General features: G+C 66.5%; 10 protein-coding genes. 5 read left to right on the plus strand and 5 right to left on the minus strand.

Going from position 1 to position 17,787, the window contains the following annotated elements:
* Positions 1–10 precede the first annotated feature (10 nt).
* From VWN43_RS01665 to VWN43_RS01680, 4 genes are read left to right on the plus strand one after another with little or no spacing between them, the layout of a single operon-like run.
* The gene (locus VWN43_RS01665; protein ID WP_320180915.1) at positions 11–1,414 is read left to right on the plus strand and encodes a multiheme c-type cytochrome; all 1,404 of its coding nucleotides are present in this window, start codon (positions 11–13) and stop codon (positions 1,412–1,414) included.
* Positions 1,414–3,393 carry a heme-binding protein gene (locus VWN43_RS01670; protein WP_320180914.1) on the plus strand — a complete coding sequence of 660 codons (1,980 nt, stop codon included), beginning with the start codon at positions 1,414–1,416 and terminating at the stop codon, positions 3,391–3,393. The genes VWN43_RS01665 and VWN43_RS01670 overlap by 1 nt, the downstream gene beginning before the upstream one ends.
* The gene (locus VWN43_RS01675; RefSeq protein ID WP_320180913.1) at positions 3,393–5,243 is read left to right on the plus strand and encodes a porin family protein; all 1,851 of its coding nucleotides are present in this window, start codon (positions 3,393–3,395) and stop codon (positions 5,241–5,243) included. The genes VWN43_RS01670 and VWN43_RS01675 overlap by 1 nt, the downstream gene beginning before the upstream one ends.
* A complete protein-coding gene (locus tag VWN43_RS01680; protein ID WP_320180912.1) occupies positions 5,243–9,397 on the plus strand; it encodes a multiheme c-type cytochrome in 4,155 nt (1,384 codons plus the stop codon). The genes VWN43_RS01675 and VWN43_RS01680 overlap by 1 nt, the downstream gene beginning before the upstream one ends.
* 70 nt (positions 9,398–9,467) lie before the next feature.
* Here the strand turns inward: VWN43_RS01680 and VWN43_RS01685 are convergent, their stop codons facing one another.
* Genes VWN43_RS01685 through VWN43_RS01700 form a run of 4 tightly spaced genes read right to left on the minus strand, consistent with a single transcriptional unit; the run spans position 9,468 to position 15,471 of the window.
* Positions 9,468–10,304, minus strand: a complete 837-nt coding sequence (locus tag VWN43_RS01685) for a metallophosphoesterase (protein WP_330767989.1) — start codon at positions 10,302–10,304, stop codon at positions 9,468–9,470.
* A gap of 46 nt (positions 10,305–10,350) precedes the next feature.
* Complete coding sequence (locus VWN43_RS01690; RefSeq protein ID WP_320180910.1) at positions 10,351–12,114, minus strand: cytochrome c3 family protein; 1,764 nt, start codon at positions 12,112–12,114, stop codon at positions 10,351–10,353.
* Between the two features lie 10 nt (positions 12,115–12,124).
* Entirely contained in the window at positions 12,125–13,021 is an 897-nt protein-coding gene (locus VWN43_RS01695) for a hypothetical protein (protein WP_320180909.1), read from the minus strand.
* Positions 13,021–15,471 carry an NAD(P)-binding domain-containing protein gene (locus tag VWN43_RS01700; protein ID WP_320180908.1) on the minus strand — a complete coding sequence of 817 codons (2,451 nt, stop codon included), beginning with the start codon at positions 15,469–15,471 and terminating at the stop codon, positions 13,021–13,023. Before VWN43_RS01700 ends, VWN43_RS01695 begins: the two co-directional genes overlap by 1 nt.
* Before the next feature lie 83 nt (positions 15,472–15,554).
* Here VWN43_RS01700 and VWN43_RS01705 point away from each other — a divergent pair, with 83 nt between their 5' ends.
* Positions 15,555–16,514 (plus strand): tetratricopeptide repeat protein, encoded by a 960-nt coding sequence (locus tag VWN43_RS01705; RefSeq protein ID WP_320180907.1) that lies wholly within the window; start codon positions 15,555–15,557, stop codon positions 16,512–16,514.
* On the opposite strand, the gene VWN43_RS01710 is transcribed toward VWN43_RS01705, so the two are convergent.
* Positions 16,511–17,779, minus strand: coding sequence for a lipopolysaccharide biosynthesis protein (locus VWN43_RS01710; RefSeq protein ID WP_320180906.1), 1,269 nt, complete (start codon positions 17,777–17,779; stop codon positions 16,511–16,513). The genes VWN43_RS01705 and VWN43_RS01710 overlap by 4 nt on opposite strands.
* Positions 17,780–17,787 lie beyond the last annotated feature (8 nt).

Consider the following 17,787-nt stretch of genomic DNA (forward strand, 5'->3'; position numbering starts at 1 on the left):
GGGAGGGCCGATGAAACGCCGGGCAGCACGCTGGCAAGGGGGACGGGGCGGAGCCGTGCGGGCGTTTGCGCTCGCGCTGCTGCTTGCGCTGGCCGCTGTCGCGCCCGCGGGCCCCGATTCCTCCGCCGCCAACGCCCAGTCCTCGACTGCAAACTTCGAAGGCGTGGCAACCTGTGCCGGCTCGACCTGCCACGGCCGTTCGGAAGGCAATGGCGCGGTCGTCCGGCAGGACGAGATCGCGACCTGGCAGGCCCCGTCTTCGGCCAGCGGGGCGCATAGCCGTGCCTATTCGGTGCTCGCCAGCCGCCGCGGCCGCCAGATCGCGCAGACCTTGGGGCTGGGGGCGGCGACCTCCGCGCCCGCCTGCCTCGGCTGCCATGCAACCTATGTCCCGCAATCGCGCCGCGGCGCGCGTTTCCACACCAGCGACGGGGTGGGCTGCGAGAGCTGCCATGGCGCGGCAGAAGGCTGGCTGCAGGTCCATTACGAGAAGGCCGCCAGCCATGCTTCCAATGTGCGCGCGGGGCTGGTGCCGCTCGAAGATCCGCAGGTGCGCGCGAAAATCTGTCTCGACTGCCATTACGGCAGCACCGATACGGGCCAGTTCGTCACCCATTCGATGATGGCTGCGGGCCACCCGCGGATTTCGTTCGAGCTCGACCTTTTCTCCTCGCTGCAGCAGCATCACACCGAAGATGCCGACTATGCCCGCCGCAAGGGGCGCAGCGACAGCGTGCGGTTGTGGGCGGTGGGCCAGGCGGAAGCGGTTGCGCGGGCGACCGATCTGTTCGCGCGGCCCGGCTTCGGCATGCGCGGCATGTTCCCCGAATTCTATTTCTACGACTGCCACAGCTGCCACCGCGCGATCACCGACGGGCCCGCCCGGCGGCTGACTTTCGAGACCAATCCCGGCCGCCCGATCCCCTTCGGCAATGCGCCGTTCAACGATGAGAACATCATCATGCTGTCCGCGGTCGGCCGGGCGCTGGCCCCCGGCGCTGGCGAGGCTTTCGGTGACGCGAGCGTGGAATTCCACCGCGCGATGGGCCGCGACCGCGGCAGCGCGCAGCAAGCCGCGATTGCCTTGCGCGAGCGGGCGCAGGCGCTGTCCAATGCGCTGGCCGCGCGCTCGTTCGGCAGCAGTGATGCCTATCAGGTGATCGCGGCGATCGCCTCGCAGGCGACCGCGCCGCGCTTTACCGATTACACCGGGTCGGTCCAGGCGGTGATGGCGGTCGATACGCTGCTCAATGCACTGGTCCGCGAAGGCCGCGTGACGGTCGGCGCGGCGGCTGCGATCCGCGCCAATATCAACCGTGCCTATGCCGCAGTGGCCGCGCCGGAGACCTATCGTCCCGCCGCATTCCGCAGCGCGCTGGCCAGCGCGACATCCGCGATCGGGAGCCTGCGATAATGCGCCGGCGCGCGCTTGGCTGCCTGACGGGGGCCCTCGCTCTGGTCCTGGCATCCTGCGGCGGTGATGGCGGAACGACGGGCGGCGGCGGAGGCGGCACGGCGTCTCCGACACCCAGCCCAACGCCGACCACCGGGGGGCGGCTGTTCACCGATCCGGCGCAGCGCGCGCTGTCGGTCGGAGATGTCCAGCAGATCATCGCGCAAGCCGTGGGCGAGGCACAGGCGCGCGGCCTCCCCGCCACCGTCGCGGTGGTCGACCGGGTGGGGAATGTCCTCGGCGTTTTCGCCATGACCGGCACGCCCGGCAACACCCGCATCAGCCGGCGCACGATTGCCGGGCGCGCCGTGCCGGGTGACGAGGTCGGGCTGCAGGGCGTCCAGGTGCCCACCGCCGCCGCCGCCATCGCCAAGGCGATCACCGGTGCCTATCTCTCGAGCGGAGGCAATGCCTTTTCGACCCGCACGGCCAGCCAGATCGTGCAGGAGCATTTCCCGCCCGCCGCCTCGACCGTGGGGCTTGAAAGCGGGCCGCTGTTCGGCGTGCAGTTCAGCCAGCTGCCCTGTTCGGACCTGTCCACGCGGATGAGCGACGGGATGATCGGCCCGCAGCGCTCGCCGCTGGGGCTGGCCGCAGATCCGGGCGGTTTCCCGCTTTACAAGTACGGCGTTGTGGTCGGCGGCATCGGCGTTGCCGGCGACGGCGATTACGGCTTCGATCCCGATACGATCGACGTGGACCGCGCCGCCGAGGAATTCGCCGCGGTTGCAGGGACACAGGGGTTCACCCCGCCGCGTGCGATCGAGGCGGACCGCATCCCGGTCGACGGCACCAGCCTGCGCTATAGCGATATCGCGGCCAGCGACCTGGGCCCGCTGCAGCGCAGTTTCGGCGCGGTTAACGGCCCTTCGGGCACGCTTGTGCCGGTGTTCGGCTATAATGACGGCACGATCCGCGCGGGGACCGCCTATGGCACCAACGCCTCGGGCATCCGCCGCAGCACCGCGAGCGAGTTTGCCAATCGCGATGCCTATGTGCTGGTCGACGCGGCCGGGACACCGCGCTTCCCGATCCGCGCGGGGACCGACGCCGCAAGCATTGCCGATCCGCTGAGCGCTGCCGAAGTCCGCGCGGCGATGGAGGAGGCATTTACCGTCCTCAGCCGCGCGCGCGCGCAGATCCGCCGCCCGCTCGACAGCCGGATGCAGGCGACGATCAGCGTGGTCGATACGCATGGCGCGGTGCTCGGGATCGTGCGTTCGCCCGACGGGCCGATCTTCGGCACCGATGTATCGCTGCAGAAGGCGCGCACTGCGGCCTTCTTCTCCAACCGCGTTGCAGCGGCGCAATTGCAGGCTGCCGGACCCGCAGTGGCGGACTATGTCCAGCGGGTGCGCAGCTTCCTCGGCGATGCCAACGCGCTGACCGGGACCTTCGCCTTTGCCGATCGGTCGGGCGGCAATCTGTCGCGGCCCTATTTCCCCGATGGCGAGGTGGGCGATGTGGCCGGCCCGCTCTCGGTCGAACGGCCGGGCCAGTTCAGCCCGTTCATGACCGGGCTGCAGACCGAGCTGATCGTCCCCAATCTCGTCCAGCATCTCGGCTTCGTGATTTCGGGCGGGGCCAGTCCCGATACGCCGCGCACCTGCACACAAGTGCCCGATGCGCCGGGCGGCGGGAAGCGGCTGGCGAATGGCATCCAGATCTTCCCCGGTTCGGTACCGATCTATCGTGGGGACCAGCTCGTCGGCGGCATCGGGGTATCGGGTGACGGGATCGACCAGGACGACATGGTCAGCTTCCTTGGCCTGCATAATGGCGGGCAGCGCACGGGCGGTATCGGCAATGCACGCTTCGAGATCCGCGCCGACCGGATCGTGGTCAATGTCAACGGTAGCAACGTGCGGCTGCGCTACGTCAATTGCCCCTTCGCGCCGTTTCTCGACGATCCCCGCCAGAATGTCTGCGAGGGGCTGTGATGGCGGCGGCCGCGCTTACCCCGCTGGCTTTGCTGCTCGCTGCCCAGGCGGAACTGCCGCCTGAGCCCGCGTCTGCGGAAGCGCCGCCGGTGGTCAATCCCGAACCGGGCGAACCCGCCGCGGTCGACCCGGCGATCATCGATGGCCGCCGCCGTCCCGATTATACCGAGCCGCTGCCCGATGCGGTGTCTCAGACCAATGAGGGCGCGGTGCGCGCGCCGCCGCCCGAGGCGTTCCCGGTCGACCAGGTCCCGATCCCCGACCGCTGGCGGCTGGTCGAAAGTCTCGGCCTCGTGACCGAACGCTGGTGGGACCCCTATAACCAGAACACCTACAAGGGCGACCGGCCGATCAATCCGGACAAGGTGCCGTGGCTGCCGATCACCGGCGACGACTGGTTCTTCATCGTCAATGCGATAAGCGACACGGTGTTCGAACCGCGCACCTTCCCCATTCCGGTGGGTGTGCAGACGACCGAGCGGCCCGACAGCATCGACGTTTTCGGCAAGGACACCAGCTATGTCCTGTCGCAGAGCTTCATCGTCGGCGCCGCGCTGCTCAAGGGCAGCACCGCCTACAAGCCGCCCGATGTCGAATACCGCGTCACGCTGGCGGCCAATCTCAATTATGTCGATGTGCCCGAGCGGCGCGTGCTGTTCGTCGAACCGAGCAAGCCCTCGCATCGTTTCGACCACTTCGTCGGCGTGCAGGAAGCCTTCTTCGACTATCACTTCCGCAATGTCTCTGACCGGTATGATTTCGATAGCGTGCGGATCGGCATCCAGCCCTTCCAGGCTGACTTCCGCGGCTTCCTGTTCAACGACAACCAGCTTGGCGTGCGGTTTTTTGGAACGCGCGACAACAACCGCTTCCAGTACAATTTCGGCGGTTTCTGGCGGCTCGAGAAAGACACCAATAGCGGGCTCAACGCGGTGCTGCAGACGCCGCGCGATGATTATGTGTTCTACGTCAACGCCTACCGGCAGGATTTCCTGATCCCCGCGCTGACAAGCCAGCTGACCTTCGTGTGGAATGCCAATCGCGAAGCCCAAGACGTCCAGATCGACGACAATGGCTTCCCGGTGCGCCCCGCCTTGCTGGGGTCGCTGCGCGGGCGCGATTACGATGTCTTCTACGTCGGCTACAATGCCGACGGCCGGATCGGACGGATCAATCTGACGGGCAGCGCCTATTATGCCTTCGGCGAGGACCGCAATTCCTTCTTCACCGACCGGCCCGCCGATATCAGCGCCTATTTCGCCGCGCTGGAGGCGAGCTATGACCGCGACTGGATCCGTTTCCGCCTGTCCGCCGCCTATGGCAGCGGCGACGGCGATCCCTATGACGATGTCGAGACCGGCTATGACGCGATCTTCGAAAATCCCGTCTTTGCCGGAGCCGATACGTCCTACTGGATCCGCCAGACGATCCCCTTTGCCGGCGGCGGCCGCGCGATCAGCGTCAACGGGCGCAATGGCATCCTCAATTCGCTGCGCAGTTCGAAAGAGCAGGGGCAGTCGAATTTCAACAATCCCGGGCTGATGCTGCTGGGCGCCGGCGCCGATTTCGATATCACGCCCGAGTTCCGCCTCTCCGCCAATGCCAACCATTTGTGGTTCGAGAACACGGCGACGCTGCAGGCGCTGCGCAACGAAGGCTCGATCCCCAAGGCGATCGGCTGGGACCTGTCCGCCGCAGCGATCTGGCGGCCCAAGGCGACGCAGAACATCGTTTTCCGCCTGTCCGCGGCGACGCTCATTTCCGGTGACGGTTTCGACGATCTGTTCACCTCGCTTGGCAATCCGCGCGCCTATTATTCGGTGCTCGCAAACGCGGTGCTGACCTACTGATGCGCAGTCTTTCCCGCCTCCTGCTGGCCATCGCGGTCATGCTTCTCGCCGGGGCCGTGGGCCTGCGCGCGGCGGAGAAGGAAAACCCGGTCAAACGCGACTACAGCCTCGTCACCGCCGCGCCTGCGCCGCGGGTCCAGACCGAGGCGCAGATGGCGGCGAAATCGGCGGGCTGCGTTTCCTGCCATGTCCGCACCGACCAATCGACGATGCACGAAACGCCCGCAGTGCGGCTGGGCTGCATCGATTGTCATGGCGGCAATGCCGAGGTCTTCGGCGACAGCGAGCTGGCGCATGACGATCCCGCCTATACCGCCGCGCGCGATGCGGCGCATGTGCTGCCCAAATATCCCGAAAGCTGGCACTGGCCCTCGTCCGCCAATCCCAAGCGCAGCTATGGCCTGCTCAATAAGGAAGACCCGGTCTTCGTCCGCTTCGTCAACCCGAGCGATTATCGCGTGGTGCGCGAAGCCTGCGGCGCCTGCCATATCGAGACGATCGAGGCTTCCGAACGCTCGATCATGGCGACCGGCGCGATGCTGTGGGGCGGTGCGTCCTACAACAACGGCATCCTGCCCTTCAAACGCTACATTCTCGGCGAGGCTTACACGCGCGAGGGCGAACCCGCGAAGATCGAAAGCCCCGGCGCGCCGGTAGCCAGTGTGACCGACAACCAGGAGGCGCGCGGTGCGCTGGCGGCGCTCTATCCGCTGCCGACCTGGCATGTGATCCCGCCGAGCGACGTGTTCCGCGTGTTCGAACGCGGCGGGCGCAATGTCGCCAGCCAGTTTCCCGAGGTCGGCATTCCCAATCCCACCGGGCTGATCCAGCGGCTGGAGGAACCGGGGCGGCCCGATCTCAAGCAGTCCAACCGCGGTGCGGGCACGGGCCTGCGCGTGGCGATTCCCGTGCTCAACATCCACAAGACGCGCCTCAACGATCCCTTCATGTGGTTTATGGGGACCAACGACCAGCCGGGCGATTATCGCCATTCGGGCTGCGCGAGCTGCCACGTGGTCTATGCCAACGACCGCGAGCCGCGCCATTCGCTGACCTATGCGCAATATGGCCGCGACGGGCAGAGCGCGACTGTCGATCCGACCATCTCCGGGCTCTATGAAGGCGCGCGCGGGGATGCGCATGGTGGGGGCCACGGCGCAGGCGACGACGCGGGCCATGGTGCGGTCAAGCAGCCGGGGGATGACGATCATGCGGTGGATCGGCCCGGCGATGGCCCGGACAAGGAACGCGGCCATCCGATCCGGCATATCTTCACCCGGTCGATCCCGACCGCGCAATGCATGAATTGCCACATGCACCAGCCGAACATCTTCCTGAATTCCTACCTCGGTTACACGATGTGGGACTACGAGAGCGATGCGCCGCATATGTGGCCCAAGGAGCAGAAATACCCCACCGCCGAAGAAGTGCACGCGGTGCTCGATCGCAACCCCGAAGCCGCCGCACCCAAGGGCAAGTGGGCCGATCTCGACTTCCTGCGCAATGTCTACGACCTCAATCCCGAGCTCAAGGACACCCAGTTCGCCGATTATCACGGGCACGGGTGGAATTTCCGCGCGATCCTGAAACGCGACCGCGAGGGAAATCTGCTCGACAAGGACGACAATATCGTCCCGCCCGACGATCCGGAAAAATGGCGGCGCGAAGGCGAGGGCAAGTTCGTCGAACCCGGCACCAATCCGGGCAAGACCGTCCACATGATGGACATCCATGCCGAAAAGGGCCTGCAATGCGCCGATTGCCATTTCGCGCAGGACAGCCACGGCAACGGGCTGATCTATGCCGAGGTCGCCAATGCGGTGGAGATCGGCTGCAAGGATTGCCACGGCACAGCAGATGCCTATCCCACGTTGCTCACCAGCGGCCCCGCTGCGCCGCCCAAGGGCAACGATCTCTCGCTGCTGCGCAATCCGGATGGCAAGCGGCGGTTCGAATGGACCTATGGCGACGATGGCCGGCGGGTGCTCGTCCAGCGTTCGATCGTCGATCCCGCGCTTGAATGGAAAGTCAGCCTCGTGCGCGACAGCGTCGACCCGGTCTCGCATGACTTCAATGCCAAGGCCGCGCGCGCTAAGCTGATGAGCAAGCAAGGCGCGGAAACCGGATTGTTCGAATTCGGCACCGGCATCGCGCCCGAAGACCGCGCGCATGGCACCGAGGAAATGGCCTGTTTCACCTGCCATTTGTCATGGACCACCAGCTGCGGCGGGTGCCACCTCCCGATCGAGGCTAACTGGAAAACCAAGTCGCACCATTACGGGACCGAGGAAACGCGCAATTTCGCGACCTACAATCCGCAGGTCGCGCGCGACCAGATGTTCCAGCTCGGCCGTCACCAGACCACCAAGGGCAACCAGGTCGCGCCGATCCGTTCTACCAGCGCGCTGGTGCTGTCCTCGACCAATATCAACCGCGAGCGGATCTATGTGCAGCAGCCCCCGGTCGCGGCCTCGGGCTATTCGAGCCAGGCCTTCGCGCCGCATTTCCCGCATACGGTGCGGCTGACCGAGACCAAGACCTGCACCGACTGCCATCTGTCGGCGGCGGACGATAACAATGCGATCATGAGCCAGCTGCTGCTGCTCGGCACCAATTTCGTCAATTTCGTCGGACTCAACGCCTGGGTCGGGCTCGATACCGGCTTCGAGGCGGTGCGCGTAACCGAATGGGACGAACCGCAGACCGTGCTGGGCAGTTATTTGCACAAATACGCCTATCCCGATTACTGGCGCATGCATGTCGAGGACAATGATCGCGAATTGAAGGACTGGATCCGCGGCCAGACCTTCGATGGCGATGCCAGCGGCGAAACCAAGCCCTTCGAGCAATTCGCCAATGTCCACGAAGGCACGCGCGATGGCGTCGGCTGTCTGCAACTGCGCGGCGAATATATGTTCGTCGCCGAAGGGAAGGGCGGCTTCCGCGTCTACGATGTCGCCTCGATCGCCAATAAGGGCGTCTCCGAACGCATCCTCACCGCGCCGTTCAGCGCGATGGGGCACGACACGCATGTGAAGACGAAGAATGCCACCTGCATGGCGCTGGCGACCACCCAGCCGGTCCGGCCCGACCGCAACCGGGCAATGGCCGCTACCCCCGTCAACGATGCCGCGGGCAATCCGGTGCTCAATGCCGACGGTACGCCGATGACGCTGCTGCAGGTCAATGAAGAACAGCCGATGAAGCCGATCTACGACTACGCCGTGGTCACCGACGCGGTCGAAGGGCTGGTGCTGGTCGATATCGTGACGATGGCCGATGGCGAATTTCGCAACAACCAGCTCGACCGCACGCGGTTTGCCGATGGCAGCACGGCGTGGAACCCCGATGGTGTGCTCGCGGGTGCGCGGCATGTGACGCTCGCCGGCGACATCGCTTTCATCACCGCCGACGCCGGGCTGGTGGTGGTCGACCTGGCAACCCCGGCAAACCCGCAGCTGATGGCCGTGCGCGCGCTTACCGATGCCCGCGCCTCCACCATCCAGTTCCGCTATCTCTGGGTGACCGATGCCGAGGGGGTGAAGCTGTTCGACGTCACCGACATGCGCAATCCGGTCGCCATGCCGCAGGCGAGCGTGCCGCTGGCCGATGCGCAGCGGGTCTATGTCGCGCGTACCTATGCCTATGTCGCGGCCAAGCAGGACGGGTTGGTGATCCTCGATGTGACGCGACCGCTATCGCCCCGCATCTATCAGAAGGTCACGCTGGGCGGGACGCTCAACGATGCCGAGGATGTCATCGTCGGTTCGACCAATGCCACGCTGTTCGCCTATGTCGCCGACGGGCGCAACGGGTTGAAGGTGCTGCAATTGACGACGCCCGACAGCCAGCCGAATTTCTATGGCTTCAGCCCCGCGCCCAAGCCCGAACTGATCGCCTGGGCGCGGACCAAGGGGGCCGCGCGCGCGCTCAGCAAGGGGATCGACCGCGACCGCGGGGTCGATGAAACCGGCGGTCAGATGGCGGTCTTCGGGCGGCTCGGATCGCGCCCGTTCAACCGCGAGGAGATGGAAAAGCTGTTCCTCACCCGCGCCGGCGTACCGTGGAAGGTTTCGGACGAGCCCGATATGGGCGCATGGGTCGGCGGGCGCGGACCGTGGCTGGACCCGGACCGGGCGGCGCTGGGCGACTGAGCGCCCCGGAGTATTTCCCGGATCAGGAAGTCACATCGCTGGGCGCCGCCCCATCAGGGGCTGGGCAGGACTACCGGCGCTCGGCCTTCATTTCGCGCACCATGGGTTTGAGATGCTCGCCATAATGCGCAAGCACTTCCCATTCACCGCAGCTTTCGTAATGCGTCACCAGGTCCGTGCCGTCCCAGTAATGCAATGCGTAGCTGGCCGGCTCGGTGGTGATCAGCGCGCGATTGTCCGCTGCATGCTCGTCGATCGGGCGCAGGTCGAGCGCCACCAGCGGCGCGACCGAAGGCGTGATGCCGAGCGGGATGCCCCTGAACCGCGCTGCGACGCGGCGATGCAGATGCCCGCAATGAATTGCCTGGATCGTATCCTGGTGCCCGTCCACGGCGGCGGCGAAGTTGGCAATCCACGGCTCGTCCGGCGCAGGGTCCATCCAGTCGATCCCGGCGACGATCGGCGGGTGGTGCATGAAGATGACGCAGGGCTTGCCGTCGCCGCTCGCCAGCGCCGCGCGTAGCCAGTCGCGCCGTTTTTCGCAGAAGGCGCCGCCATGACGGCCCGGCTCGAACGTATCGAGGCAGATGATCCGCAACCCGTCCTGCTCGACCACATACTGCAGGAACTCGCCTTCGCAGGGCGTGTCGGGAAATGCGCGGAGCAGTTCTTCGCGGTCGTCGTGATTGCCGACCAGCGGGAGCATGGGGCAGGGAATATCGGCCAGCACCGCGGCGATCTTGGAAAAGCTGTCACGGTCGCCATGGTCGGTGAGATCGCCCGACAGCACGAGGAAATCGAGCGTGTGCGGGGTCTTTGCCAACCGTTCGAGCACCGCGCCGAAGCGGATGCGGTTGAGTTCTTCCGGACGCGCGTCCGGATCGAAACCGATATGGACATCGGTCATCTGAGCGATCAGCAAAGCGTCTCTCCCCCTGATGCCACGCCGACCCTCATTCGCTGCCCTCGCGCTGCCGCGACAGGCGGGCCACCCGATCGGGCACCGGGCTTTGCGGGCCGTCCTCGCGGCGCTGGAAGGTCGGCGGGTGATAGCTGTGGCACATGGCGCAGGTCGACGGGACATCCGCCGCAACTGCGTCGGCGCCCTGGTGGCATTCGCGGCAGCTGGTCAGCGTCGGCAGGAGCAGGTCGGTGGCGCTGGCGGAGGTGTCGGCGGCGTGGCAGCTGCTGCATTCCTCCTGCTCATGCGCCTTGTGATCGAACCGGCCATTGAGGAAATAGTGGCTGCTCTGGAACACCGGCACGACGCTTGGCTGCCCGTCAACCGTGGTGGGGATGTGGCATTCGCCGCAGACGCCATCCTCGGACAGCGCCCGTGCGACACCGAGATAGTTGCGCGCAGGTGCGCCGAAATCCTGGAAATAGCGGCCGCCGCGCTTGAATTCGCCCGGGCGCCTCAGCCCGCTGGTGATCGGTTCGCGCGGGGCGCGGTCCATCGCGATCAGGTCGGCGCGCATCTGCGCGACATCGCCATGGCGCAGGGACCGGAAGGTCGTGCCGACCTTGTCGTAGACGAGGCTGTGGCAGCTCTCGCAATCGCTTTCCATTTCCACCGGCAGGAAGCCGATGCGGTCGGCGGTCGGACGGTGGCAATCGGCACAGACCAGCGCTTCGCCATAATCGGGCAGCGTCCCCGCCATCCGCGCGACGCCATTGGTCTCCGAGAGATGCATGTCATGCGGGAAGCGCAGCCCGCTGTTTTCGCGCGCCTTGCCGTCGAGCGTTACGCGCGCGGTGCGATCGCTGCCTGCCTCGGTGAACACCAGCGCCTGCAGTTCGGGGTGGTCGGTGCCAAAATCATGCGCATTGCCGAGCGCGGTATCGCCCAGCCGCGTGTCCATCGCCTCGTGGCAGCTCGAGCAGAATTGCTGCGCGGCAGGCTCCATCCGCCCGGCGCCTTCATGCTCGGTATGGCAAGTGGTGCAGGCTTCGGGGCCTTCCTTGCCGAAGACCCCGGCGACGTCCCACAGCAGCGCTTCGCCCGTACCCATCGGCCCGCGTGAGGCGGCGAGCCGGTCCATCTCGGCGTGGTCGCCGATATTCTCGTGGCACGACAGGCAGGTCTCGTCGCGGACCGAGACGAAGGGCTCGACGTGGCAGGCCTCGCAATTGTTCTCGAGCGAATGGTGCGCGAGGCTCAGCTTGCCGGTGCTCCAGCTGTCATCCCATGCCACCTGGTCCACGCCATGCGCACCGGGCTGCTTGTCCGCGCGTGCGAGATTGGTCCAGATCGGCACGGCGAGGAAGGCGATGAGGATCACCAGCACGCCGATCCACGCGGCCGCGCGCTTGCTCGGCATGACGCTGGCGAGATCGAAGCCGCGCACCGCATCGCGATTGCCGAATTCGCGCTCTTCCTGCGTCACCGTGACCAGCGTGCGCCCGTCCGCCTCCAGCCCGAAGGTCAGCGTATAGAGGCCGAGCGTCAGCGCACCGCCCGCCGCCGGGTCGATGCTGACCGATTTGCGCTTGTGCCCGTCGAAAGTGAAATCGCGGCTGCCCGCGGCCTCGATCGCCAAATGGCCGCGGTCGGTGCGGGTGACCGAGACATGGTGCTGCTCGACCGCAAGGTCGGCCACCACCACATCGTTGGTCGTCGCGCGGCCGATTGCCAGCCTGTCGCCTTCGACAACGCGGTCGCGCACGATTTCACGCCCGGTGGCGGTGAGGTCGATGGTGCGGATGAGGAATGTCATGATCCGCGCCTCACCAATAATAGAACACGCTGACGACATGCGCCGTCAGTGCCGCGAGCAGCGCGATGGTCAGCGGCACATGCACATAGAGCCAGATCTGGAGCAGCGCCTTGGTCTGCATCTGGCGGCGGATCTGGTCGATCTGTGCGGCGCGCTTGCCGAGCAGCGAGCGGACCTTCTGCTGCGCGAGGTCATGCGTGTCGTCGTCATAGGCACGCCCGGTCGAGATATGCTGCAGCGCCGCGCGTGTCGCATCGCGGCGGCTGGATCCGCGGAACCGCGCGGCGATCCCGGAAGAGAAGACATCCTGTTCGAGTGCGGCGATCACCCGGTCGGCATCGTCGCGCGACAGCGGCTGCGCGGCGGCCTCGAGCTGCTTGTCGATCGCCGCGAGGCTTTCGATCATCTGTTCGCGCGTCATCTCGCGGCGGTTTTCGGACAGGGCCTGCGGCAGCGAGGCATAGACCGCGATGCCATAGGCGCCCGAGATGATCACCAGCATCATCAGGACCCAGGCCAGCGTATGGACGTTCCAGCCGAGCTGGAAGCCGGTGTGCAGCGTGCCGATGATCACCAGCGACAGGCCGAGATAGACATGCGCGCTGGTCCACGCCTTGAGGCTCCAGCTGCCCGGCGTCGGGCGGCGCTTGCGAATGCCCAGCCATGCCAGCCAGACGATCAGCCCCGCGCCTACCGTGCCCAGCGTATAACCGTACCAGCTCCCGCCATTGTGCCGCGGATCGACGTCGATCAGCACATAGGTGAGCACCACGAAGAGCCCGAGGAAGGCTGCCACCCGGGCCCAGTAATAGGCGCGGTGGGCGAGGAAGCTTTCGTGATTGGCCGAGCGGCGCTGCTCGATCTCGGCATAGCCCGTGGCATCGTCGCTGGAGGAGACGGTTGCCATCAGTCGGCCCCTTCTTCGAGCCGTGCGACGGTGAGGAAGCGTTCGGGGCTCACGCGGATCGCCGCGCCGGTCGGGCAGGCGCGCACGCAGGCGGGACCGCCCTCGATCCCGCTGCACATGTCGCATTTGATCGCCAGCTTGGCGGTCTCGCCCACTTCGGCGGCCTTGCGCGTGCGCCATGCGTAGCTGGCTTCGCCGGGGCCGGGCCCCGCGCCGAACAGCAGCCAGCTGAGCAGGCCGGGCTTGGGCGGCGGCTTGGCATCCATCCGGATCACGCCATAGGGGCAGTTGCGCTGGCAATTGCCGCAGCCGATGCAGGTCTCGTCGATCACCACTTCGCCGTCGGGGCCGCGCTTGATCGCATTGGGCGGGCAGTCGGCCATGCAGTGCGGATGCTCGCAATGCCGGCACGAGGTCGGCACGTGCAGATGCGCATAGGTCCGCCCCGCCTCGCGATCGAGCCGGCTGAGCCCGTCATGGCTGTCGGCGCAGGCCTTCTCGCAATTGTCGCAGCCGACGCACAGCTTCTCGTCGATCAGCAGCACGTCGGTCGCTTCGCCAAGCCCGTTCTCGACGAGGAATTGCGCGGTCTGCGAATACATGTCGACCGCGCCGCCGAAGCTCGCCTTGCGGCTTTCCACGAAGTCGTTGATCTCGCGCCGCGCCGCCATGTCCTTGAGCGCGCGGGTGCGGATATCGGGCTTGGCGTCGAGCAATGCGTTGAACATCTCGCCCGGGAAGCGGATCACCTCGCTCTTGATTGCCGCGCGGACGCTGGCGGAGCGTTTCGACCCGTCGATCACTGCCATTTCGCCGAAATAGGAGCCGGCAGGAAGGTAGGAGAGGAACACCGGCTTGCCGCCGAGGTCCTTCTCCACCACCATCGATCCGACGCGGACGATATAAATGTCCTTGTCGTCGGCGCCTTCTTCCACCACCACTTCGCCCGCGGGGACCGAGACCACTTCGGCGGCCTCGACCAGCTCGGCGATGTCGGCCGGGGTCAGGCCAGCACCGAAGATCTGCAGCACCTGCCGCTCGATCGAGATGCGATTGACCGCGCGGTTGGCCGAGGGCGCGGTAGCCAGCAGCTTGAGCGCGGCAAGGCGCGAGAATTCGACCACCACCGTGGGTTCGGGAGCGCGGATGGTGGACCCGCGCTTGCGGCCCGAAATCAGCCCGACCTCGCCAAAGATCGAGCCGGTTTCGATCGGCACGGTAATCGAACTGTCTTCGGGATCGACCTCGACCAGCACCGATCCCTCGGCAATCGCGAACATCGACGAACCCGGCTCGTTGCGGGTGAAAATCACTTCGCCGCGGTCATAGGCATGGACCCGGCTGTCGAGCATCAGCTCGCGCATCTGTAGCGGGCTCAGCTCCTGCAGGATGACGACCTGCGACCGGAACGCCTCGAGCCAGTCGCCGACCGAACGGTCCCCCGGCAGCGCAGCGAACTTCTCCGCCAGGATCGGTTCGTCGGCCGGTTTGAGATCGGTGTTGCCATCGAGGAATTCAATGACGTCATAGCCCTGGTTCATGCAGTGCTTGATCAGCGGATAGCCCGCTAGCGCGCCGATCACATGGATACCCGGCTGCGTGGTCTCGAAGCTGGGGGTCAGCTTGGGAAAGGCAGTGCGGTCCTCGCTCGCAAACTCGACGCCGCATGCTTCGACAAAGGCGCGCGGCGGCTGCGAGCCGGTACGCGCGATGATCCGGTCGCAGCGTATGGTTTCCTCTCCGTCGCGCGTTTCGAGGACGAGTTCGCCCGCGCGGACCTCGAGCGGACTGGTTTCGCGGCGCACCGAGATGCGTCCGTCGGCCTCGCCTTCTTCGAGCAGCTTGACGTTGGCGCCCTTGGCGCGCGCGAAATCGGCGCGGCGGTTGAGGATCGTAACGACATTGCCCTGCGCCTCGTCGGCGGCGAGGCCGAGCGCGTTCTCGATCCCCGCATCGCCCGAACCGATCACGGTGATGTGCTCGTCGACATATTCGGTGGGATCGTCGAGCTGATACTGGACGTGCGGCAGGTCGCCGCCCGGCAGCCGGAGCAAGTTGGGATTGCCCTGCGTCCCGATCGCCAGCACCACCGCTTCGGCCTCGACCGTCGATCCGTCCTGCAGCGTCAGCGTGAATGCGCCCGCCTGTCCCGCAATGCCGGTGACATCGGCATTGGTGCGCACCGCGACCTTGCCGTCCGCGACCTGCCGGTCCCAGGTGTCGAGGATCACCTCGCGCTTGCCGGCATCGAAATCCAGATCGCTGCGCAGTACCAGATTGCTGGGCGTCGCCATGACGTGCTTGCCCTTCTGGTATTTGTAGATGGTATCGGAAAGATGGTCGGTCTTTTCGAGCAGCACATGGCTCATGCCGCGATCTGCCGCATGCGCAGCCGCGCTCAGCCCGGCGGGGCCGGAGCCTACAATCGCTACACGAACTCTATCGCCCAAACCGCAATCCCCCCCGGAGGCTTGCGAACCCGTATTTTGTTATGAGGCGGCATCATAGGCAAAACTCAAGCGGTGGCAATTGCTTGTCGGGCCCAGCCGCGATAGCCAGCGGGCAAGGGGGACGTGATGGGCGAGAAAAAGACCGGCAACCGCGTGACAGGGGGGTACTGCTGTTCGGCCTGGCGCTCGCAGCCATCCTTGCCGCAGTTGGCTACCGCGCGCTCGACGGGGTTGATGCCGATACGGACGAATCGCCCGCGGCCACACCGCTCGAAGCGCTCGAGGCGCGTGTCGTCGAAGAACCCGGCGATGCCGCGGCATGGCAGGAGCTGGGCTTCACCCGCTACGGACGCGGTGAATTCGGCGCGGCGGCCACGGCCTATCGCGAAGCCACCGCGCTCGAACCGGACACTGCAGTACTGTGGTCGGCATACGGTGAAGCGCTGGTGATGGACAGCCAGCGCGATCCGCTGCCGTCCGAAGCGCTGGCCGCTTTCCGCCGCGCAATCGCGCTCGATCCGGCAGACCCACGGGCGCGCTATTTCCTTGCCGTGAAGCGCGATCTCGATGGCGACCACGAAGGCGCGATTTCCGCGTGGCTGGAACTGCTCGAAGACACGCCGCCGGGCGCGCCGTGGGAAGCCGATCTCGCGCGGACGATCGAGCAGGTGGCGACGATCAACAAGCTCGAGGTCGCTCCGCGGCTCGAACGCGCGCAGGCTGCGCGGTCAGTCCCCGCAGCGACGGGCGCGGGGCTGACCGCGACCGGCGCGATACCCGGGCCGAACGCCGCCCAGCTTGCCGCCGCTTCGCAAATGCCCCCGGGCGAGCAGCGCCAGATGGCCGAGGGCATGGTCGCCAGCCTCGAACAGAAGCTGGTCGCCGATCCGTCGAACCTCGACGGGTGGGTGATGCTGATGCGGTCGCGCACCACGCTGGGTCAGCCCGATCGCGCGCGCAAGGCGCTGAGCGATGCGGTCGCGGCCAATCCCTCCGCCGCCACACGGCTGCGCGCCGAAGCGGAAGCGCTCGGAATTCGCTAACCCTTGGGCGGCAGCTCGGGCGCGGGCTTCACGGTGATCGTGATCTGCGCCAGCGAGATGATCGCAACCCAGAAACCGAGCACCGACAGCGCGGACGCGCCCATCACTGTGAAGGCGGCGCCCTTCAGCCCGTTCCAGCCCATCGCCACTTCGAGCAGCGCCAGGCCGATGATCGTGGGGATCGCGCGGATCAGGAAGGCGGTGCCTGCCCGGCCGGCGCTGACCAGCAGCGATTCGAGACTGGCCCCGACCAGTTCGATCGCGCCCGCGATGGCAAGAATCACCATGGTCCAGAACACGCGGAATTCGGGTCCCGCGATCAGGACCAGCGCGGTGCGGCCGAAGAACAGCGTTACCAGCACCGCCAGCACCCCGGCGATCAGCGCGATATTGGCCATCCGCCGGGCCATGTCATGCGCCGTTTCCCGGGCATGGACCAGTTCGGGATAGATCGCCTTGGAGACTGTCTGCGCCAGGCTGACGAGCGCCTGTCCCAGCTGGCTGGCGACGCGGTACCCGCCCGCCGCGGTTTCGCCGCCGATCGCGCCGACCAGCAGGATCAGCACCTGCTTGGCGCCGACATTGAGGCTGCCCGACATATTGGTCGACCAGACGAAGCGCCAGGCACCCGGATGCGCGCGCGGAATATGGCGCAGGCTGATGCGCGAGAGGTTGATCCGCTCGAGCCGGCCGGCCGCGATCCACAAGGATACGGCCACCGCGATTTCTGCGGCGGCCCAGGCGAGGATAAAGCCGGTCACGGTCGGCATGGCGATTGCGGCAATTGCCGCGCCCGCCGCGCGCACCACTGGTTGCACCGCTTCGGCCGCGGTGGTGCGCGCATAGGCGAAGCGCAGCCGCAGCAGGCCGGTGGGGGTGGTGCGGATCGCCAGCAGCGAGATCACGCAATAGCCGAAGGCCACCGGTAATAGCTCGTCGGGCAGCGGCAGCCAGAGCGGTGCGCTCCCCACCAGCGCGGCTGCCAGCACGAGGCCCAGCGCGACCGACAGCAGGTCGAGCGCAATCGCGAAGCCGGTCGCATCGGCGGGCCCGTCCTCGTCCGCACCCCAGCGCACGACGAATTGCCAGGTCTGGAAATTGGCCAGCCCGGTGACCGTCTGCCCCAGCGCTAGGATGATCGCGAAATAGCCGAAATGGTCGAGCCCCAGCGTCCGCGTGGCGAGCGCCAGGTAGATGATGCTCAAAACGGCGTTGAGGCCGCGCCCGGTCAGCAACCAACCGATATTGCGGAGCAGGCGATGCATCGTCCGGC

The sequence above is a fragment of the Qipengyuania sp. HL-TH1 genome (assembly GCF_036365825.1).
In the GTDB taxonomy this organism is placed as follows: domain Bacteria; phylum Pseudomonadota; class Alphaproteobacteria; order Sphingomonadales; family Sphingomonadaceae; genus Qipengyuania; species Qipengyuania profunda.